The following is an 18,988-nucleotide window of genomic DNA, read 5'->3' as shown; positions in this document are numbered from 1 at the left end:
AATGCAAGTCATTGAAAAATAAAGAAAAAAACATATAAATTAATCGCATTCCTTATCCTTTTCCGACCCTTTGGATACTTTTTTCAAGCCCAAAAAAACGCCGGGAAACAGGGTTTATCCCGATACGCCTTCTTCTTGACACCCCTTTGCGCAGCCCATAAAGTCACCGCACAGATTTAGATAAAAGACCATCTGTAGGGTGGTCTTTTATTGCGCGCAGTTTGCGTCGACCTCTTACAGAAATAATTCCAAGAGGAGACGACTGTGCAATCATCGACCGTAAAAATACGTGGCATCGACGATGTCATCGCTTATATCGATTCACGCCCCGGTATTACTGGCCGGGCCGGCCTTATCTGGTGGCTGGCGCTGGGCGGACTATTTCTGGATGCATTCGCCAATTCCGCCCTGAGCGCGGCATTGGGCCCCATGACGCGCGACCTGGGTTTGACCGCCGGGCAGGTGGCGCTGATGACGTCGTTCGCGGCGTGGGTCGCCATCGCCTTCAACCCCATCGGCGGGTGGATGGCTGACCGCTGGGGCCGCATCCGGCCCTTGATCATCGCCAAGTTCCTGGCCGTGATCGGCGCGCTGCTGGTGATGTTTGCGCCCAGTTTTGACGTCATCCTGGTGGGCCGCTTCTTTGTCGGCGCGGCTTACGGCATCGACTTCGCCATTGCGATGGCCGTGTTGGCCGAGTTCACGCCGCTGAAATTCAAAAGCCGACTGAACACCTGGCAGGGCATGTGGTACACGGCCGTGTGCACGAATCTGTTGCTGGCCATGCTGTTCTTCTCTTGGGACGTGGGCGATTCGATCTGGCGTTATTCGGTGGCGGCTACCGCCATCTTCGCCGTCGTCATCCTGGTGCTGCAACTGAGCTACATGATCGAAAGCCCGATCTGGCTAGCCCGCAAAGAGCGAGTCGAGCAGGCGGCGCGCGCCATGACCCGCATTTATGGCCAACCCTTCGCCGCCGCGCCCGTGCATGAGCGGGTGCCGGTAACCAATCAGGCCAAGCGCGGCATGGCCAACGTGTTGCTGATCTTTCGCGGCGTCTACCTGCCGCGCACGATTCTGGCGGCCACCGTTCAGATCGGCCAGTCGATCCAGTATTTCGCCGTGGGCTGGTACTTGCCTTTGATCAGCGCCGCCCTGTTCGGCAAGGACTTCATCTTCGCCACCATCGGCGCTCTGGTGTTCAACGTGTTCGGCATCTTTGGCGGCTTCTTGTCGCCGTACATCGGCCGCAAGCTGGGGTTGCGGCGCGCGTCGGCGTTCGGTTTCGCCGCGGTGTTTCTGATGCTGCTGATCCTGGGCACCTTCCACGGCAAGATGCCGCTGTGGGTGGCCGTCATCGTGCCCTCGCTGTTCATCCTGTTCCACTCCGGGGGGCCGGGCGCCAATGGCAAGAGCCTGTCGTCGCTGTCGTTTCGCAGCGAATTGCGGGCGGGCGCCAACGGCATCATTGGCGCGCTGGGTTCGACGGGCGCCGCGATCGGGCTGCTGGTGTTTCCGCTCTTTCGCGAGAACTATGGGTTGGAGAAGACCTTCCTGATCCTGTCGATCGTGCCGCTTGTGGCCAGCATCATCTGCTTCGTGATCAAGTGGGATCCCACCCGCACCGCCATCAACCCCGACAACGAAGCCGGCGCGCCGCAGTTCAAGGATGACGCCCTGCTGCCCGCCCTGGACCCCGCCATTGGGAAAGCCTCGCGATGACAAACAAGAATGTGATTTTGGCCATAGACGAAGGCACGTCCGGCACGCGCGCCGCCACGGTGTCCGCCGATGGGCAGGTGTCTTGCCTACAGTACGCGGCCTTGCAGGTGGACTCGCCCAGGCCGGGCGTGGTGGAGCAGGACGCCAACGACATCCTGGACCGGACCATCGACGTCTGCCGCGCCACCATCGCGGATGCCCAGCGCGCCGGCCAGGAGATCGTTGCGCTGGCGCTGGCCACGCAGCGCGCCACGGCGGTGCTGTGGGATACGCACACGGGCCGCGCACTGGTGCCTGCCATGGTCTGGCAAGACACGCGCTTTGTGGATGACTTGGACCTGCTGGCGCCGGAATGGGATGCCCGACTGCGCGAGCGCGTCGGCCGGCCGGTGGGCGTGCGCTCGCTGTATCTGTGGGCCGCGCGCCATTTGCGAGATACACCGCAGGTGGCGGATGCGTGGCGCGACAAGCGGCTGGCGTTTGGCACCGTGGACACCTGGTTGCTGTGGCACTTTTCGCAACGGCGCGAATGCGTGACCACGCCCACCAACGCCACGTCCGCCGGCGCCTACGTGCTGGCCGATCATCGCTATTACCTGGAATGGGCGCAGGAACTGGGCTTCCCACACGAGCTGTTGCCCACGCTGCGTCAGGACGCCGATGACTTCGGGCGCACCCGCCCCGAGGTCCTTGGCATCGACGTACCGATTCTGGCATCGGCCGGCGACCAGCACGCGGGCGCCATCGGCCTGGGCTGCCTGGACCGTGGGCAGGCGATGTGTGTGCATGGCACCGGCAGCTTTGTGGACCTGATCATCGGCACGGAGCCGCCCGCGAATGCGGGCATGTCCGACGGCTCGCTGACGATGACGGCGCGCCGCCAGGGCGGGGTGTCGCACTTCGCGGTGGAGACCTTTGTGGCGACGACCGGGTCGGCGCTGAACTGGGTGTGCGAAAAGCTGAAGTGGTTCAAGGATGCGCACGAGATCAGCGCGCTGGCGCAAACGGTGGACTCGTCAAACGGCGTGACGTTCGTGCCGGCGCTGACCGGCCTGCGCGTGCCGCGCATGGAAGCGGCCGCGCGCGCCTCGCTGACCGGCGTGTCGATGGCCACCACGCAGGCCGAAGTGGCCTACGCCATTCTGGAAGGCATCGCGCACTCGGTCGCCAGCTGCATCGAGGCGGACGAGGAAGCGTCGGGCGTTCGGGTGTCCGAACTGGTCGTGGGTGGCGGCCTGTCGCGCAGCGATCCCTTGTTGCAGATCCAGGCCGATCTGATCGGCATCCCCATACGCCGCATGCAAGAAGCGGACCGCGCCAGCCTGCGCGGTATCGCCTATCTGGCGGGGGCGTCCGGCTTGCTGTGGCCCTCGCTGCACGACGCCCGAAAAACCATCGTGACCGACGCGGTGTTCGAACCCGCTGTCGATGCCGACGAACGCGCGCGCCGCCGCGCCCTGTGGCACGCCCGCGTGGGGTCGGAATTGGGGCACGTAAAAAAGTTCAAGCAAGACAACCAGGAGGCATTGCAGAAATGATCGGGTGGCTATCCAGACAGCCCAGAAAGGACCGGGCCGACATGACCAGCACCGAGCCATTACGCCTGAACCGGCAGGAACATCTGGACCGGTTGGGCAGTGAACAATTCGACATGTTGATCGTGGGGGGCGGCATCACGGGCGCCTATGCCGCCTTGGATGCCGCCTTGCGCGGATACCGTGTCGCTGTCATCGAGAAAGACGACTTTGCCTCGGGCACGTCGTCCAAGTCATCGAAGATGGTGCATGGCGGCTTGCGCTACATCGAGCAGGGCAACCTGGGACTGGTGCGCCATTCCCTGCACGAGCGCCAGCGCTTGCGGCGCAATGCGCGGCACCTGGTGCAGCGCTTGCCGTTCCTGTTTCCCATCCTGGAACGCGACGGGGTGTTCGACAAGCGCTTGTCCAAGGCGTTTGAAAGCCTGCTGTGGACCTACGACATGGCCGGCGGCTGGCGCGAAGGCATCCTGCATCAGAAGCTGACGGCGCCGGAAGTCCTGTCGCATTGTCCGACCTTTAAAGAAGACGGCCTGCTGGGTGGCTTTCTTTACTACGACGCACGGGTGGACGACGCGCGCCTGACGCTGACGGTTGCGCGCACTGCCGCCTTTCACGGCGCGGCGGTGGCCAACCACGCCAAGGCGGTGGCGGTAACGCGCGATGCGCAAGGCAAGGTCGACGGCGCGATCGTGCACGCGGACGGGCGCGAAATCCGCGCGCGAGCCCGCGTGGTGATCATGGCCACGGGGGTGTGGCTGCGCGACTGGACCGGCGCGAAAAAAGGCGACGAGCCCGCCTTGCATGTGCGCCCTGCCAAGGGCGTGCACGTGGCCGTGCCGTGGATGAAAATCCGCAACGACTGCACCGTCACCATTCCCGTGCCCGGCCGCAGCCGCCGCGCCACCATCACGCGCTGGGGCGACGTGTCTTACCTGGGCACGACCGATGAAGACTACGACGGCAATCTGGACGACGTGCACTGCACGCGGCGCGAGCTGGACTTCCTGCTGGAAGGCGCGCGCTCGGCGTTAAAGACCGACCTGCAAGCCGAAGACGTGGTGGGCAGCATCGCGGGCTGTCGTCCGCTGGTGGCGCCGCCAGGCGGCAAGACGCTGGAGATCAAGCGCAACCACGAGATCCGCGTGTCGGCCGACGGCCTGGTCACGATTGTGGGCGGCAAGCTCACCACGTCGCGGCACATGGCGGAACAGACCATCGATGCCGCGCAGCAGGTGCTGGGGCAGCGCAACGCCTGCCAGACCAAGAAGGCGTATCTGCTGGGGGCGGCCGGCTACGACCCGCAAGCCATCGTGGCGTCCGGCGGCATGTCGGCGCATCTGGGCGAACGCTACGGCACCGAGGCGCGCTTTGTCAGCGACCTGATGCAGGCGTCGCCGGCATTGCTGGCGCCCATCGTCCACGGCCTGCCGTACACCGAAGCCGAAGTGCTTTACGCGGTGCGCCATGAAATGGCGGGCACCGTCGAAGACGTGCTGGCCCGGCGCATGCGTACCCGCCTGATGGCGCGCGATGCCTCGGCGCAAGCAGCCGCCCGGGTGGGACAGATCTTGCAGGCGGAACTCGGTTTGCCGCCTGCCACCATCGCGCAGCAGGTCAACGATTACCTGGCTGCTATCAAGCTCGAAAAATCCATACTCATGGGAGAGGAACAATGATCAGTAAAGAAGCCATCAAGCGCGGCTACAACCGGGGCAACTACGTGGTGGGCGCACACACGCCGCCAGCCTATGCGGCAACGCTGACGGACACCGGCACCGAACCCGGCTTGCAGCGCGACCCCGTGCGCGTCACCGACGCCCAGCTTGACGCCTTGCGCCACGTGGCCGACAACGTGTTGACCGCCACGGGCGACGTGGTGGCCTGGACCCGCGACTGGTGGGCGGGGTCGATGGTGTCGGAGACGGGCGGCAAGCCCGCGACCCCGCACGCGGTGATCGTGGCGGTGTCGTCGGTAGAGCAGGTGCAGGCCGTCATGCGTCTTGCGCATGCGGAAGGGATTCCGGTCACCGTGTCCGCCGGCCGCAGCAACGTCACCGGCGCGGCCTTGCCCGTGCGCGGCGGCATCGTGCTGGATGTGTGCCAATTGAACAAGCTGATCGGGGTGGACCGTGACAGCCAGATTGTGGACGTCGAAGCCGGCATGTTCGGCGATGTGTTTGAACAGACCATCCAGAACGAATACGGATTGACGATGGGCCATTGGCCGTCGTCCTTCGGCATCAGCACCGTGGGCGGCTGGGCGGCCTGCCGCGGGGCGGGGCAACTGTCCACGCGCTACGGCAAGATCGAAGACATGGTGTTCGGCATGGACGTGGTGCTGGCGGATGGCAGCCTGGTCACGGTGGGCGGCTACTCGCGCGCGGCGGTGGGGCCGGACCTTCAGCAGTTGTTTATCGGGTCGGAAGGCACGCTGGGCGTGATCGTGCGCTTGCGGCTGAAGCTGCATCGGCTGCCCGACTATGGCCGCGCCATCGCCTACGGTTTCAAGACGTTTTCCATCGGTTTGGATGCCTGCCGCGAGATCATGCAGCGCGGCGCAAACCCCGCGGCGCTGCGCCTGTACGACGAATTGGAAAGCGGCGTGCAGTTCAACCGGCCTGACCTGAACGTGTTGCTGGTGGCCGACGAGGGCGCGCGCCAGATGGTCGACGCGGTCATGCAGATAAGCGAAGGCGTCTGCGAGGAGCTGGGCGAAAAACTCGACGGCGACGCCATCTTCGAACGCTGGCTGGAAACGCGCTACCTGACTGGAAAGAGCGCCGAAGGCTTCAAGCGCAGCCCGGGCTTCGTGGCCGATACGCTGGAAATGTCGGGACGCTGGAGCGATCTGGCCGCCATCTACGACGAGGTGGTGGCGGCGGTGAACGCGGTGCCGGGCACGCTGGCGGGGTCCGCGCATCAGTCGCATGCCTACGTGGACGGCGCCTGCCTGTATTTTTCGTTGCGCGGTGACGTTGCGGTTGAGCAGCGCGGCACGTGGTATCGCGCTGCCTGGGATGCCGCCAACGCCGTGCTGATTAAATATAATGCCGCGCTCAGCCATCACCATGGCGTGGGCCTGTTGCGGGCGCCGTACATGCAGGAATCGCTGGGCGGCGCGTTCAACGTGATGCTTGCCGTCAAGCGCCAGCTGGACCCGCAAAACCTGTTGAATCCCGGCAAGCTGGGCTTGAGCGATCAGCGCTTTTACGGTCAGGAAGATCGATAACCATGGATAGGTCATTTGGGGCATGCCTGGCGCGTCACCCGGTCATTGCGACTTTGTACGGGCTTGAGCAGATCAATACCTTCGTGGGCAGCGTGGCCGAAATCGGTATCGTCGCCAACGTCGAACTGCGCAAGCTGGCGCCCGTCATCGCCACCTTGAACCGCGCGGGCAAATTCGCCATCGTCAATATCGACAGTTGCGAGGGCCTGTCGCAGGACAAGGGTGGGGTGGAGTACCTGGCCGACATCGGTGTGGCCAGCCTGGTATCGACCCGCGTGGCCACCATCCAGCGCGCCAACCGGGCGGGCATGGTCACGATGCAAAAGGTGTTTGTGACCGACCGCTCGACCTGGCCGCGCAGCGTCAAGGCGCTGGAACAAAGCGACCCGAATCTGGTTCAGCTGATGCCCGCGCCCATGCTGACGCACATGGCCAAGCAAGACTTGCAAGCGCTGCCACCCATTGTTGCATCGGGGTTCGTCTGCAACCAGGCGGACATCGGCATTGCCATGAAGCACGGCGCGGTGGGGGTGTCCACCAGCGACCCGGTGTTGTGGAGCCTGGAGGCGCGGCAGCTCAAGGGCTGAGGCTGCCGCACTTGCTACGGTACTTCGTCCAATTCGGCAAGCTGGGCATCTTCAGGAAAGCCGCGAGTGCGATACCGGATCGGGTACCCCGGTTCTTTGCTCAGCAGCGGCTCCAGCAGATGTGCCGACTGTTCCCATGACACCACCCGGACTTCGCCGATCTCGTCTTCGGCCTCGGGGCGTACAAGCGCCAGGCGATCCACCTTGGGCAGGGATGTGTCCACCCCGCGCGTCCATGATGCCAACGAGAACGACGTGACTGGATCGTCATCCGCGGTGAACAGGTTGTAGTTGGCCACGTAGATGTCCATGCCCTGTTCTTCGTGGATATGGTCCAGCGTGGCCTTCTGCGCGTCGTAGTCGGACTTGTCGAGCAGGCGGGCCAGGTGCGCCTGGCGTTGCGCGAGCGATGATTCTTTCGGTACATAGCGCAGTGCTTGTCGCTCGTTGTAGTGGTACATGTGCGCGCTGACCGAACGGCCTTGCGTAAGCGCCTGCTGGCACAGTTCAACCATCGCGGTCATGCCGTTGATGTCGTTGTCACCGGTAACAAGCAGCACATCGCGCGTGGGCATCATGAAGACCGGTCTGCCACGTACCGGCACGCGTTCGATCATGTCGGGCAGCAAGGCACGGCTGATGTCGTAACCGTCGCCCCATCCTCCACGGAAAACGCCGGGTGCAAGTTCGGTGAAGTTGTCCGGGGCGTCGCGCAGGTTGTCGATGGCAATGGCCAGGGCCTCGTCGTACGTCAACTGCCATGCGGCTTCGGGGCCGTTGGTCAGTGTGGAGATTGCGTCGGGGTGGTCCAGCGCCAGCAGCACCACGCAATCGTCGCCAAATGGCTGGAAAGCAGGGTGGAAGGCGCTATCGTCTCCTTCAGTGCGAACGTGATGCAGGCGCACGTCCTCCAGCGCGGTACGGCTGCGGATCACGGCGCGAAGCATCGGCCTGATTTCGGTGGCCCGCTGGGGCGTCGTCTGCTTGCTGCCGGCCAAGGCTGATACATAACCCTGCAAGGCGCGCTTTTGCTGCGCCCCCTGCGTGTTGCAGTAGGCGTGGTAGGCATTATGCAGATTGAAGTACGAGCCTTCGCCCAGAAGCAGCCGGAATTCGTCGGCCTTGTAGACGACATCACCGTCGAAGCCTTGTTTGCGCGCCGCTGCCACGAACAGCTTGGCGAACTGGTCCGGCGAGGGCGTGCGCCGGAACAGTGTGTCTAAAAAACCCATGAGTCCGCCTTTGAGTCGAATGCTGGCCGGCACAATGGCCGGTCCGTGACGGGTCATTGTGGACAGGGATATCGGTCGCGTCCAGCGATAACGCCATCAAGAGCAGAGAGGACGTCGACCCGAGCCGCTGGGCCGTCTTGGGCGGCGCATGCATTTTTCGGTTTGGGCAGGTTGTACATTACGCACTGTCACCCGCAAAATTTTTACAGGATTCGCCCATCATGACCGCCCCAGAAGTCGCTATTTCTTCGTCGATCCACTGCGCCAATGATCGCCCCTTCGTGCTGTTTGGCGGTATCAACGTACTGGAATCCCTGGATCTGGCGCTCCGCGCGTGCGAAGAATACCAACGCGTGACGCGCAAGCTGGGCATTCCCTACGTGTTCAAGGCATCCTTCGACAAGGCGAACCGCTCGTCAATCCATTCCTACCGGGGGCCGGGCCTGGAAGAGGGCATGAAGATCTTCGAAGCGGTCAAGAAGGAATTCGGCGTGCCGGTCATTACTGACGTTCACGAACCCTGGCAGGCCGCGCCGGTCGCGGAAGTGGCCGACATCCTGCAGTTGCCCGCCTTCCTGGCCCGGCAGACGGATCTGGTGGTGGCGCTGGCGCAGACCCAGCGCGTGGTCAACATCAAGAAGCCCCAGTTTCTCAGCCCGACCCAGATGCTGAATATTGTTGAGAAGTTCACCGAAGCCGGTAACGACAAGCTGATTCTGTGCGACCGTGGCACCAGCTTCGGCTACGACAATCTGGTGGTCGACATGCTGGGGTTCGGCGTCATGAAAAAAGTGACGAACAACCGTCCGCTGATTTTTGACGTAACGCACGCCTTGCAGCAGCGCTCGGCGCTGGATGCGGCATCGGGCGGCCGGCGCGCGCAGGTGGCCGAACTGGCCCGTGCTGGAATGGCCGTTGGCTTGGCGGGCCTGTTCCTGGAGGCCCACCCCGACCCCAAAAATGCCAAGTGCGACGGTCCCAGCGCGTTGCCGTTGGACAAGCTTGAACCCTTCCTGACCCAGCTCAAGCAACTGGACGATCTGGTGAAATCCTTTGCCGCCATCGATATCGAACCGTGATGGGGGCGGGTATGCCGCCCCCGTCAACTTGCTATACGATCCTGGCCACACCACTTTAGGGAGGCCTGGATGTCTTTTTATGTGATCGTCGCCGTTCGAAAAGAACCCATCAGCGGGCACATCGCCTATGTGCGTTGGGGCCAGGCCGAGCGTGGTGTGCCGGGCTGGGTCACCGAACCCGCTACGGCGTCGGCGTCCGAGGTGATCGACATGATCAAGGGCGGGGCGGACGTGGAAACCGCCATCAGCGTGGACGGCACCAGTGTGGCGCTGCGCCCCGTCCGAGTCCTGTTGACCGACGCCGGGCGCGAGGTGCTTGCGTCGGTGCCCGCGCCCAGCTCCACACTGCACACGCTGTTTGATCTGCCCGAGTTCTAGGCCGGCTGGCGGCGGCCTTCCGCGAATTGCTTGAGTGCATCGTCCGTCAGGCGGTAGCGCACCCATTCATCCAGCGGCCTCGCGCCGATCGACACATAAAAATCAATGGCTGGCTGGTTCCAGTCCAGCACGCTCCATTCCAGCCTGCCGCAGCCGTTGGCCACCGCTTCCTGCGCCAAATGGCGCAGCAGGTCGCGTCCGGCGCCAATGCCGCGGTGCTCGGGAGTGATGTACAGGTCTTCCAGGTAAATGCCGTTCTTGCCTAGCCAGGTGGAATAGCTGTAGAAATAGACGGCGTACCCAATGGGTTTCCCGTCCGCTAGGCACATCAGGGCCTTGGCGGGCGCCCCGGGGGCAAACAGGGTACGGGCGACGTCGTCGGCGCTTGCGATCACTTCATGCGCGGCGCGTTCGTAGACGGCCAGTTCAGTGATGAAGGCATAGATCTGGGCCGCGTCCGAGAGGGTCGCGGGGCGGATGGCGATATTCACGTTGACTTCCTCCAAATAGGAGGGCCATGCTACCCGCTATTCCAGGCGCTTGCTGGCGGGCGATCGGGTCTGCTGCGTACACGAAGGAGATATCCTCGATGGCTGAGTCTGGTTCCGCCGCAGCAACCGTTGCGTCGCGCAAAGCGCGCCGCCGCATCTCGTGGATATGGCTGGTGCCGGTGGTTGCCGTGATCGGCGGATTGCTGCTGGTGGTGCAGGCCTGGCTGAACGCGGGTCCCACGGCTACCATCCACTTCCAAACGGCCGAAGGGCTGGAAGCCGGCAAGACGCAGGTCCGGTACAAAGAGGTCACGGTCGGACTGGTGGAGCGCGTCAGCCTGAACCCTGAACGCAACGGTGTGGTGGTGACCATTCGCGTTGACAATGACGCCGCCAGCCTGCTGCGGGAGGGCACCGTATTTTGGGTGGTCAGGCCGCGCTTGACCCTTAGTGGCGTCTCCGGCCTGGGCACGCTGCTGTCGGGCTCCTACATTGGTCTGGACCCGGTGGGTAGCGCGGGAAAAGAGGGGGCTTCGGGCGAACGGAAAACCCAATTCACTGGTCTGGAAATACCGCCTGAAGTGGCTCAGGATCGCGCCGGCAAGCGTTTTACGCTGCATGCTGCCGATCTGGGTTCCCTGGATATCGGCTCGCCCGTGTATTTCCGCCGTATTCCGGTGGGACAGGTGGTGAGCTACCGCCTGTCCAAGGGCGGGGATGGCGTGGACGTGCAAGTCTTTATTGATGCGCCCAATGATGCCTACGTCAACCCCAGTACGCGCTTCTGGAATGCAAGCGGTGTGGATTTCAGCGTGGACTCGCGTGGCTTGCAAATGCGGTCGCAGTCGCTGGTGTCGGTGCTCATCGGCGGCGTGGCCTTCGATACATTGAACCAGAGCGGGCCCCAAGCCGCCGCAGACGGCGCCACCTACACCATCTATCCCAATGAAGCCGCTGCCCGCGCCCAGCCAGATGGCGTGCCGTTGCGGATTCGCATGCGCTTCAACCAATCGGTGCGTGGCCTGACGGTCGGCGCACCGATTGACGCCTACGGGGTCATCATCGGGCAGGTGGACGCGATCAACCTGGATTTCGACGACGTCACCAAACTGTTCTTTGCGGAGGTCTCCGCCACGGTCTATCCCGAACGCTTGGGAGGGCAAACCTTCCGGCGCATCAAAGAGTTTTCGGGCGCCGATACCTCCCACCCAAGCGGCAAATTGCTGACCGCGATGGTGGAGCGCGGTACGCGGGCGCAGTTACGTATCGGCAACTTGCTGACGGGCCAACTGTATGTGGCGCTGGCCGAATTTCCCGATGCGCCACCGGTAGCATTCAAGATGGAAGACCGACCTTTCATCCCCACCGTGCCGAACAACCTGGATCAGTTGCAGCAGCAGTTGAACAGCATTCTGACCAAGGTCGACAACGTGCCGTTTGATGCCATTGGCGCGGAGCTGGCGGGCGCGCTGCGCGGCGCGTCCCGTCTGCTCAAGCGCATGGATACGCAGTTGGCTCCCGAGGCGCAGGCCATGCTGCGACAAGCCAACCGGTCACTCGCTGCCTTGAGCGCGCTGCTGACGCCGGATTCAGGTTTGCCATTGAGCACCGACACCGCCCTGCGCGAGCTGAGCCGAGCCGCCCGCTCGTTGCGGGAGCTATCCGATTATCTTCAGACGCATCCCGACGCGCTGTTGCGGGGCAGGGCGCCGGATGTGGCGCCACGGCGTTAGTCGGCAGATGTCTTTCCAGAGCATGAGCCTAGCTGTCGATGGGATTTGGGCATGGCACTTGCTGGATATCGGGCACGCACGGTCGGCGCGCGCCGGCGAGGGTGCGGTATCCGAGGGGGGCATTCGAATGGACCATAGTGAAATGATGGCGCGCATGATTTCTCAACCCGTCGCGTCGGACCAGTTGGACGGTTGGGATGGGGTGCTGTCCGCCTACGCGGATTGCCTGTTGCAGGTGCAGGGCAAGCTGACGGATGCGGATGTGGACCGATTCCTGGACGTAGGCGCCCTGGTCTTTCGCTCGTGCTGTCAAGACGAAGCGCGGCAGCGTTGGACTGCCGAGGAAATGGTGGCCTTTCAACGCAAGCCCGGTTCAGGCATGTGAATGGGGCGAATCCCGGGCGTTAATCCCTGGCATTGATCGCGCCGCGGCATGCAATCCGGAAATATTTAATACAGGCACTGGCTAAGGGCAAATTTGCGCCCAAAAGCATGGACTTCGTCTCCGTCCACCGACGCCGCCACGTCCCAGTGGCCGCCGCGCGTCACCAGGAACGATTGGCCAAAGAGAGCATGCCGCATCGCGAAACGCCAGAAGGCGGGTTCCGACCCGATCGGCTCCAGGTCATGCGGCCCGATCATCAACCGCGTAGGGCGCGGGGTAACGCCCAAAGACCACCGCAGAGCGATCGCCATGAAGGCGAATCGTGCGGCCACGGACGAGGGCTGAACGCAAAGGACTCGAATCTTGTTGCTCATGGGCGCCACCTTCTTCAGGTGCCTGTGAGCGTAGCAAAGACACGTGTGACGTTCTATACCGCCTTTGCTGTATTTGCGGTTCGAATAGTCCAAGTTCTGACGGTAACGCGCCGGGGCCAGGTGCCGAATGGGCGCTTACGTGGCGCGGGTCACTCTGGGCAGCAGCAGCAACGCCAACGCGGGCGCCAGTGCAAAGGCGGCAAATAGCCAGCGCGCCGCGTGGCGAGCTCCGTCGACGCCGCCGGGGTCGGCCAGGCCGGCGCTATTGACGACCACTCCCGCCAGCGCCGCGGTCAGCGCGGCGGCATAAAGTTGGACGGTGGTGATCGACGATGATGTCAGTGTTTCCTCGCCCTTGGGGGCGACCGTGAAGACTTTCGTCAGCAGATGCGGCCAGGCAAGGCCAATACCGAAACCCACGCCCATCAGTGCAACGATGTATGCGACGAGTCCGGCGACGGATGCCAGGATCGATGCTTGAGGTGTCATCACCGACAACCCGATCAACGAAGCCAGGATCACGACGGGGCTGAGTCGCACCAGGCGGTCGGCGGCGGGTCCGGTGCGTGTGGCGCTGGGCATGGCGGCGAACGTCCAACCCGCGCCCATCGCGGCCGTCATGTAGCCGGCGGTCAACGGCGTCATCCCATGAATGATCTGCAGAAAGTAGGGTACGAATATCTCGGTGGCGATGGCCGCCACCACCAGGCACATCACGGCATACAACGCACCCAGTGGCGCGCCGATGGAGTAGGCGCCCGTGGGCAGCAAGCGGTTGTGGGCGCGCGAGTCCACGCGCGCAACGGCCGCGGCGATGGCCAGTCCTATTGCGATGCCCGCTGCGTTCCAACCCCATTGAGTCGACAGGCTGGCCAGCGTCACTGCCAGCACCGAAGCAACCAGCAGCCCCAGCGTGCGCAGCGGCAAGGAAGTGGGCGCCGCCGGCGGCACCGACGCCCGTCCACCGACCTTGAAGGCGACGATCAGCGCCAGCGCGGCGGCCACCGGCAGCAGCGCCCAGAATGCCATGCGCCAGTGCCCCGTTTGCGCAAAGATACCGCCGATCGCGGGTCCGGACAGCGTTGCCACGCCCCACATGCACGACACCAGGGCCATGGCACGCGTCCAGAGCGGGGCGTCGAATACCAACCGTATCAACGCATAGCTCAAAGCGAAAAGAATGCCGCCACCCAGTCCCTGCACGCTGCGCCCGACCAACAGCACCGGCATGCCGGGCGCCAGCGCACAGATGATCGCGCCGCTGCTGAACACGGCAACAGCCAAAAGATAGGCGTTGCGAGGCCCCAGCGTTTCGATCAGCTTGGCGGACAGCGCCGACCCGACGATGGACGTCACCACGAACAGGGTCGTGTTCCAGGCGTAATACTCCAGGCCCCCGATATCCTGGATGATGCTGGGCAGTATGGTGGTGACGATGTAGACGTTGATGGCATGCAGGGCCACGCCGCCCGCCAGGGCGATTGATCGCAGCGCATTGGCGCCGTGCAGCAAGTCGCCCCAGGACGCGCTGGACTCAAGGGTCGGGGTGGTGGCCACGGGCTCTCCAATTTAATTAAACAAGTTTTTGCTTGGATAATAAGCCCATTATGAGGGCCGCAGCAAGCCGCGCAACATCAGGTCCAGGGCATGCAGGGCATCTTCAAGGCGTTGGGGTTCCGATGCCGAGTCGGCAATCCAGAATGCGCTTTCTGTCAGGCCTCCGTTGATAAGTTGCGCCAGCGCCTGCGGGTTGCCGGCTTCGATCACGGATTCGTCGATCAGGCGCTGCAGCAACGCTGCCAAAGACGCGGCGCACTGTTGCTGCGCCGCGTTTGGGGCCATGCCCAGAACTGCCCTGGCGTCTTGCAACACGATGCGGCGGATCTCGGGCTCGGCGGCCATCCGCAGATAGGTGCGGCACCGGTCGCGCAAGGCGCTCCAGGCGTCGGGCGCCTTGTCCGAAATGGCATTCAGCCGTTGGTCCATTTCATGGTCGATCTGTTTGACCACGGCCGCAAGCAAACCTTTTTTGTCACCAAAATGGTGATACAACGCTCCTCGCGTCAGTCCGGCCGCGGCGGTGAAATCGTCCATGGACGTCGCGGCATACCCCTCATGCGCAAATGCCTGCCTGGCGGTGGCCAGCAGTTTTCTGCGCGTGGACGCGATCATTTCCGGGCGGGTGGGGGGCATGCGGCTCTCCAGTGACATACGGTGCGTATCTTAATTGACATACGCAATGTATGTGAATAGGATCTGCCCGTCCACTCAATATTCAAAAGGTTATCGGTGCCGAATCCGTATCGCGAGTTGTTCAAAGCGCCTGGTGCAACCGGTTTTGTTGTGGCCGGCGCCATTGCTCGTCTGCCCTTGCCGATGATCGGCATCGGCATCATCACGATGCTTTCCGAGGTGCAAGGCTCCTATGCGCTGGCTGGCGCCGTGGCCGCGACTTTCGCCTTGGCCACCGCTCTGCTGGCACCACGTATCTCTCGTTTGGTGGATCGCCATGGGCAAGGCCGGGTGCTGCCGGTGGCAGCCGCCCTCTGCGTTGCGGCCCTGATCTGCCTGGCCGCGTGTGTGCAATGGCGCGCACCGGACTGGACGCTGTTTCTATTTGCCGCCTTGGCCGGCACCTTGCCCAGCATGCCGGCGATGATCCGCGCGCGCTGGACAGAGATCTTCCGCGATCAACCGCAACTGCGCACCGCTTACGCGTTGGAGTCCGTGGCGGACGAAATCAGCTTTATCCTCGGGCCTCCCTTGGCCGTGGGGCTTAGCGTGGCCTGGTTTCCACAGGCAGGGCCGTTGGCCGCCGCGTTGCTGTTGGCCGTGGGTGTGACGGCCTTTGTGCTGCAGCGCGCCACCGCACCCGCGGTACAGCTCAGGCAGGCAGGGCGCGAGGCGTCGGTGCTGCGCATGCCATCCATGCTCGCGCTGGTGGCCATGATGTCGGCCATGGGCGTCATCGTTGGCACAATTGATGTGTTGAGCGTGGCCTTCGCTCGCGCTCAGGGCGTGCCGGCAGGCGCCAGTGTCGTGCTGTCGGCCTATGCGCTGGGATCGTGCGTGGCGGGGTTGGTGTTCGGCGTCATGAAGTTTCAAATGCCGCTTGGCCGCATGCTGTCGATCGCGGCAGCCGTGACGGCGTTCACGACCTTGCCGCTGCTGTTGGTGAATGACCTGATCACGCTGTCACTGGGCGTGTTGCTGGCCGGCTTGTCGTTTGCACCAACCATGATTATCGGCATGGCGCTCGTGGAAAGCAGTGTGCCGGGCCAACGCCTGACCGAAGGGTTGACGTGGTTGGTCACCGGGTTGGGGGCGGGCGTGGCCGCTGGCGCGGCCATGGCCGGTTGGGTCGTCGACCATTACGGCGTGCAGGCGGGCTTCTGGACGGCGGTCGTGGCAGGGGCGGTCGTGCTGCTGGTAGCCTTGCCGGGCGCGCGAGCGCGCCCTGCGGCAAGCGCGGCAATGTGAAAGGCCTATCGTTAGAATGGCCGTTTTGGCGCGCTGCGGGGCGCGCTGTTCACAGGAGCGCAGCATGTCCAGAACCGTGGTCAATCCCGATACCGTTTTCAACACCGTCCAGTACGGATTCAGCCAGGCGGTGATTGTCACCGGGCAGCGCAGGATATTGCTGTCGGGCCAGGTCGGCGTGGATATCAACGAACGCACCGTCGGCCCGGGGCTTCAAGAGCAAACCGAGGCCGCGCTCGACAACATCGCGCGCGTGCTGACGGCCGCGGGTGGCACGATGGCGCAGGTCATCATGCTGCGCATTTACATCTGCGAAACGGCGCGTGAGGATCAGGAGGTCATTGCCCAAGCGCTGCGCGACCGTTTTCCGGCGGACCCGCCACCATCCTCGTGGGTCATTGTCAGCGGCTTGTCGCTGCCCGAATGGCTGATTGAAATCGAAGCGGAAGCCATGCTGGATTAGCATGGCGCGGTGTCGGGTGGCTGTTATGTTTGGTCGCGCCACGGAACCGTTGCGAAGGCATCGCGTAGATACGCCAAAAAGCCTGCGGTTCGTGCCGACTGTTCCTGGCGTGACTTCACCAACGCCACCACGTTGGCGTCCGGCAGATTCCAACCAGCCAACAGCGGCACCAATGCGCGCGTTTTCAGGTGGTCGGCTACATCCCATTCCGATCGCACGACAATGCCCTGCCCCGCCAGGGCCCATTCCAGCGCGGCGGCCCCCGTGTTGCTGGACAGGACAGGCGTGATACGAACGCCAACCGCGGGACCCCGGCCGCGCCGGAAGCGCCACAACGTCACATCCTCGTCGTTTTCGCGCAAGGCGATGCAGTCGTGGTCCCGCAGGTCTTCGGGTTTCGCGGGGGCGCCGTGGCGCGCCAGATACGCGGGAGACGCGCACAGGATGCGGCGATTTGGCGCCAGCGGGTAGGCCACCAGCGTAGAGTCGCGCAGTTCGCCGATATGCACCATTACGTCCCAGTTGTCGGTGGCCAGGCGTGGCGGGCCGTCCGACAACAGCAGGCTGGCCGTGACGTTCTCGCTGCTATTCCGAAAACCGGCCACCAGGGCCGCCACATAATGCTGGCCGAAACCCAAGGGGGCAATCACGCGCAAATGGCCCGCCACGACGCCGCGGCGGCCTGCCAGTTCATCGGCCAGATTTCCCAGCTCGCCGCAAATTTGTCCCGCCCGCAAGGCCAGCAAGCGGCCCTCGTCGGTCAATGCGGTGCCTCGTCCCGAGCGGTTCACGAGCCGCACGCCCAGGCGCTTTTCCAATGCATGCAACCGTTGCGTAACGGCGGGGGGCGTCACGTCCAGCGCACGCGCAGCCTGCGCAAGCGACGGGGTGGCCGCCAAACTCAGGAAAAAGCGCAGGTCGTCACTGGTAATCATTTAGTTTGGAATTAATAAGAAATTAAGCCTGTATTAAACACGGCAGGACAGGGACGCGCCATACTTCCAGGCATCAAACCAGAATTTTCCGCATTCTCTGTTCATTTTCCGAGACCCCCTTATGACTCCCGTCCGATTTCCGACATCACTAGACAGCCTGGAGACCCCGTGCCTGCTGTTGGATGAAACGCGCATGACGCGCAACATTCAACGCCTGGACGCGCTGATGGCCTCGCACGGCGTGCAGTTGCGGCCGCATCTGAAAACGCCCAAATCCATCGACGTGGCGCGCCGCGTCATGAGTAGCCCGAGAGGGCCGGCGGCGGTTTCCACGTTGCAGGAAGCCGAGCAGTTCGCTGCGGCGGGCGTTACCGATCTGCTCTACGCGGTGGGTGTGGCGCCGGGCAAGCTAGGGCGGGTGCTGGCGTTGCGCCAGCGCGGGGTGGATGTGACGGTGGTGGTCGACAGCGTTGATGCGGCCGGGGCGGTGGCGGCGCAGGCCAAGACGTCGGGCGTGCCCCTCCCGGCATTGATTGAAATCGATTGCGACGGGCATCGTGCTGGCGTGCAACCGGACAACCACGAGCAACTGTTGGCGATTGCCCGAGTGTTGGCCGATGCGGATTGCCTGCGCGGCGTAATGACCCATGCGGGCGAATCCTATGGTTGCCGCAGCCCGGAGGCCATCGCCGACATGGCTGAGCAGGAGCGCGCAGCGGCGGTCGGCTGCGCTGACGCCATCCGTGCCGCCGGGCTGCCATGCCCGGTCGTCAGCGTAGGGTCCACGCCCACCGCGCATTTCGCTCGCAGCCTGGCAGGCGTGACGGAAGTGCGCGCGGGCGTGTATGTATTTTTCGACCTGGTGATGGCTGGCCTGGGTGTCTGTTCGGTGGACGACATCGCCACAACCGTGCTGACGACCGTGATTGGACACCAACCCGAGAAAGGCTGGATTCTGGTCGATGCGGGGTGGATGGCCATGTCGCGCGATCGCGGCACCGCCAGGCAGGCCGTCGATCAGTTGTACGGCCTGGTGTGCGATGCGCAGGGCAAGGTCTATCCCGATTTGCTGTTGGCGGATACCAACCAGGAGCAGGGCATCATCAAGCTGCGCGCGGGCAGCGGCGTCCGCTTGCCTGATCTGCCCTTGGGTACGAAGCTGCGTATCGTCCCCAATCACGCCTGCGCCACGTGCGCCCAGCACGACGCTTACAACGTTGTGCGGGCCGGCGAGCAAGGCGTGGTGGCCCGATGGGAACGGTTTCGCGGCTGGTAAACCTGAGTTTGGCAAGGTGCCAGGCAGGGGTGTCGCCTTGAACTTCGAGGCTTCGCGCGGGCAGGCCGCACGCCTATAATGCGGTC

General features: G+C 63.7%; 18 protein-coding genes. 12 read left to right on the top strand and 6 right to left on the bottom strand.

The genetic code is table 11. From position 1 onward, the window contains the following. Positions 1–264: 264 nt before the first annotated feature. Genes WBR68_RS23205 through WBR68_RS23185 form a run of 5 tightly spaced genes read left to right on the top strand, consistent with a single transcriptional unit; the run spans position 265 to position 7,076 of the window. Positions 265–1,722, top strand: a complete 1,458-nt coding sequence (locus WBR68_RS23205; RefSeq protein WP_127184986.1) for an MFS transporter — start codon at positions 265–267, stop codon at positions 1,720–1,722. Next, positions 1,719–3,260, top strand: a complete 1,542-nt coding sequence (locus WBR68_RS23200; protein WP_230695365.1) for an FGGY family carbohydrate kinase — start codon at positions 1,719–1,721, stop codon at positions 3,258–3,260. Before WBR68_RS23205 ends, WBR68_RS23200 begins: the two co-directional genes overlap by 4 nt. After that, positions 3,257–4,936, top strand: coding sequence for a glycerol-3-phosphate dehydrogenase/oxidase (locus WBR68_RS23195; RefSeq protein ID WP_230695364.1), 1,680 nt, complete (start codon positions 3,257–3,259; stop codon positions 4,934–4,936). Before WBR68_RS23200 ends, WBR68_RS23195 begins: the two co-directional genes overlap by 4 nt. Continuing rightward, positions 4,933–6,489: an FAD-binding oxidoreductase gene (locus tag WBR68_RS23190; protein WP_230695363.1), complete on the top strand. Its 1,557-nt coding sequence runs from the start codon at positions 4,933–4,935 to the stop codon at positions 6,487–6,489. Before WBR68_RS23195 ends, WBR68_RS23190 begins: the two co-directional genes overlap by 4 nt. A 2-nt stretch (positions 6,490–6,491) precedes the next feature. Next, positions 6,492–7,076, top strand: coding sequence for a glycerol-3-phosphate responsive antiterminator (locus WBR68_RS23185; protein ID WP_230695362.1), 585 nt, complete (start codon positions 6,492–6,494; stop codon positions 7,074–7,076). 14 nt (positions 7,077–7,090) lie between these two features. On the opposite strand, the gene WBR68_RS23180 is transcribed toward WBR68_RS23185, so the two are convergent. After that, positions 7,091–8,308: a hypothetical protein gene (locus WBR68_RS23180; RefSeq protein WP_127184982.1), complete on the bottom strand. Its 1,218-nt coding sequence runs from the start codon at positions 8,306–8,308 to the stop codon at positions 7,091–7,093. 221 nt (positions 8,309–8,529) lie between these two features. Here WBR68_RS23180 and kdsA point away from each other — a divergent pair, with 221 nt between their 5' ends. Next, entirely contained in the window at positions 8,530–9,387 is an 858-nt protein-coding gene (gene kdsA / locus WBR68_RS23175; protein WP_050445270.1) for a 3-deoxy-8-phosphooctulonate synthase, read from the top strand. Positions 9,388–9,456: 69 nt separating this feature from the next. Then, positions 9,457–9,765, top strand: a complete 309-nt coding sequence (locus WBR68_RS23170; RefSeq protein WP_050445271.1) for a hypothetical protein — start codon at positions 9,457–9,459, stop codon at positions 9,763–9,765. Here the strand turns inward: WBR68_RS23170 and WBR68_RS23165 are convergent. Continuing rightward, positions 9,762–10,256, bottom strand: coding sequence for a GNAT family N-acetyltransferase (locus WBR68_RS23165; RefSeq protein WP_050445394.1), 495 nt, complete (start codon positions 10,254–10,256; stop codon positions 9,762–9,764). The two genes, WBR68_RS23170 and WBR68_RS23165, sit on opposite strands and share 4 nt — an antisense overlap. 98 nt (positions 10,257–10,354) lie before the next feature. Here WBR68_RS23165 and WBR68_RS23160 point away from each other — a divergent pair, with 98 nt between their 5' ends. Both WBR68_RS23160 and WBR68_RS23155 read left to right on the top strand, forming a co-directional pair. Next, a complete protein-coding gene (locus WBR68_RS23160; RefSeq protein WP_050445272.1) occupies positions 10,355–11,989 on the top strand; it encodes a PqiB family protein in 1,635 nt (544 codons plus the stop codon). 154 nt (positions 11,990–12,143) lie between these two features. Then, the gene (locus WBR68_RS23155; RefSeq protein WP_230695361.1) at positions 12,144–12,374 is read left to right on the top strand and encodes a hypothetical protein; all 231 of its coding nucleotides are present in this window, start codon (positions 12,144–12,146) and stop codon (positions 12,372–12,374) included. A gap of 65 nt (positions 12,375–12,439) precedes the next feature. On the opposite strand, the gene WBR68_RS23150 is transcribed toward WBR68_RS23155, so the two are convergent. The 3 genes from WBR68_RS23150 to WBR68_RS23140 form a co-directional block, all read right to left on the bottom strand. Continuing rightward, a complete protein-coding gene (locus tag WBR68_RS23150) occupies positions 12,440–12,748 on the bottom strand; it encodes a hypothetical protein (RefSeq protein ID WP_050445273.1) in 309 nt (102 codons plus the stop codon). 135 nt (positions 12,749–12,883) lie between these two features. Continuing rightward, positions 12,884–14,305, bottom strand: coding sequence for an MFS transporter (locus tag WBR68_RS23145; protein WP_050445274.1), 1,422 nt, complete (start codon positions 14,303–14,305; stop codon positions 12,884–12,886). Between the two features lie 48 nt (positions 14,306–14,353). Next, entirely contained in the window at positions 14,354–14,941 is a 588-nt protein-coding gene (locus WBR68_RS23140; protein ID WP_050445275.1) for a TetR/AcrR family transcriptional regulator, read from the bottom strand. A gap of 96 nt (positions 14,942–15,037) precedes the next feature. Between WBR68_RS23140 and WBR68_RS23135 the strand changes: the two genes are divergently transcribed. Next, positions 15,038–16,228, top strand: coding sequence for an MFS transporter (locus WBR68_RS23135; protein ID WP_230695360.1), 1,191 nt, complete (start codon positions 15,038–15,040; stop codon positions 16,226–16,228). Positions 16,229–16,292: 64 nt separating this feature from the next. Beyond that, on the top strand, positions 16,293–16,691 hold the full coding sequence (locus WBR68_RS23130; protein WP_127184978.1) for a RidA family protein: 399 nt from the start codon (positions 16,293–16,295) through the stop codon (positions 16,689–16,691). Positions 16,692–16,714: 23 nt separating this feature from the next. Here WBR68_RS23130 and WBR68_RS23125 read toward each other — a convergent pair whose 3' ends face one another. Next, entirely contained in the window at positions 16,715–17,626 is a 912-nt protein-coding gene (locus WBR68_RS23125) for a LysR family transcriptional regulator (RefSeq protein WP_050445278.1), read from the bottom strand. A gap of 193 nt (positions 17,627–17,819) precedes the next feature. On the opposite strand from WBR68_RS23125, the gene WBR68_RS23120 reads away from it, so the two are divergent. Further along, complete coding sequence (locus tag WBR68_RS23120) at positions 17,820–18,902, top strand: alanine racemase (protein WP_205736918.1); 1,083 nt, start codon at positions 17,820–17,822, stop codon at positions 18,900–18,902. Positions 18,903–18,988 lie beyond the last annotated feature (86 nt).

Source organism: Achromobacter sp. JD-1, from assembly GCF_038594925.1.
GTDB lineage: Bacteria > Pseudomonadota > Gammaproteobacteria > Burkholderiales > Burkholderiaceae_B > Achromobacter > Achromobacter spanius_C.
The sequence above is the reverse complement of the archived record's forward strand: the minus strand, read 5'-3'. Positions and strand labels throughout refer to the sequence as shown.

What these genes read in the sequence shown, in the direction of transcription:
- WBR68_RS23200 (WP_230695365.1), top strand. Translation starts at nt 1,719, where the DNA reads ATGACAAACAAGAATGTGATTTTGGCCATAGACGAAGGCACGTCCGGC.
- WBR68_RS23195 (WP_230695364.1), top strand. Translation starts at nt 3,257, where the DNA reads ATGATCGGGTGGCTATCCAGACAGCCCAGAAAGGACCGGGCCGACATG.
- WBR68_RS23190 (WP_230695363.1), top strand. Translation starts at nt 4,933, where the DNA reads ATGATCAGTAAAGAAGCCATCAAGCGCGGCTACAACCGGGGCAACTAC.
- WBR68_RS23185 (WP_230695362.1), top strand. Translation starts at nt 6,492, where the DNA reads ATGGATAGGTCATTTGGGGCATGCCTGGCGCGTCACCCGGTCATTGCG.
- WBR68_RS23180 (WP_127184982.1), bottom strand. Translation starts at nt 8,308, where the DNA reads ATGGGTTTTTTAGACACACTGTTCCGGCGCACGCCCTCGCCGGACCAG.
- kdsA (WP_050445270.1), top strand. Translation starts at nt 8,530, where the DNA reads ATGACCGCCCCAGAAGTCGCTATTTCTTCGTCGATCCACTGCGCCAAT.
- WBR68_RS23170 (WP_050445271.1), top strand. Translation starts at nt 9,457, where the DNA reads ATGTCTTTTTATGTGATCGTCGCCGTTCGAAAAGAACCCATCAGCGGG.
- WBR68_RS23160 (WP_050445272.1), top strand. Translation starts at nt 10,355, where the DNA reads ATGGCTGAGTCTGGTTCCGCCGCAGCAACCGTTGCGTCGCGCAAAGCG.
- WBR68_RS23155 (WP_230695361.1), top strand. Translation starts at nt 12,144, where the DNA reads ATGATTTCTCAACCCGTCGCGTCGGACCAGTTGGACGGTTGGGATGGG.
- WBR68_RS23150 (WP_050445273.1), bottom strand. Translation starts at nt 12,748, where the DNA reads ATGAGCAACAAGATTCGAGTCCTTTGCGTTCAGCCCTCGTCCGTGGCC.
- WBR68_RS23140 (WP_050445275.1), bottom strand. Translation starts at nt 14,941, where the DNA reads ATGCCCCCCACCCGCCCGGAAATGATCGCGTCCACGCGCAGAAAACTG.
- WBR68_RS23130 (WP_127184978.1), top strand. Translation starts at nt 16,293, where the DNA reads ATGTCCAGAACCGTGGTCAATCCCGATACCGTTTTCAACACCGTCCAG.
- WBR68_RS23125 (WP_050445278.1), bottom strand. Translation starts at nt 17,626, where the DNA reads ATGATTACCAGTGACGACCTGCGCTTTTTCCTGAGTTTGGCGGCCACC.
- WBR68_RS23120 (WP_205736918.1), top strand. Translation starts at nt 17,820, where the DNA reads ATGACGCGCAACATTCAACGCCTGGACGCGCTGATGGCCTCGCACGGC.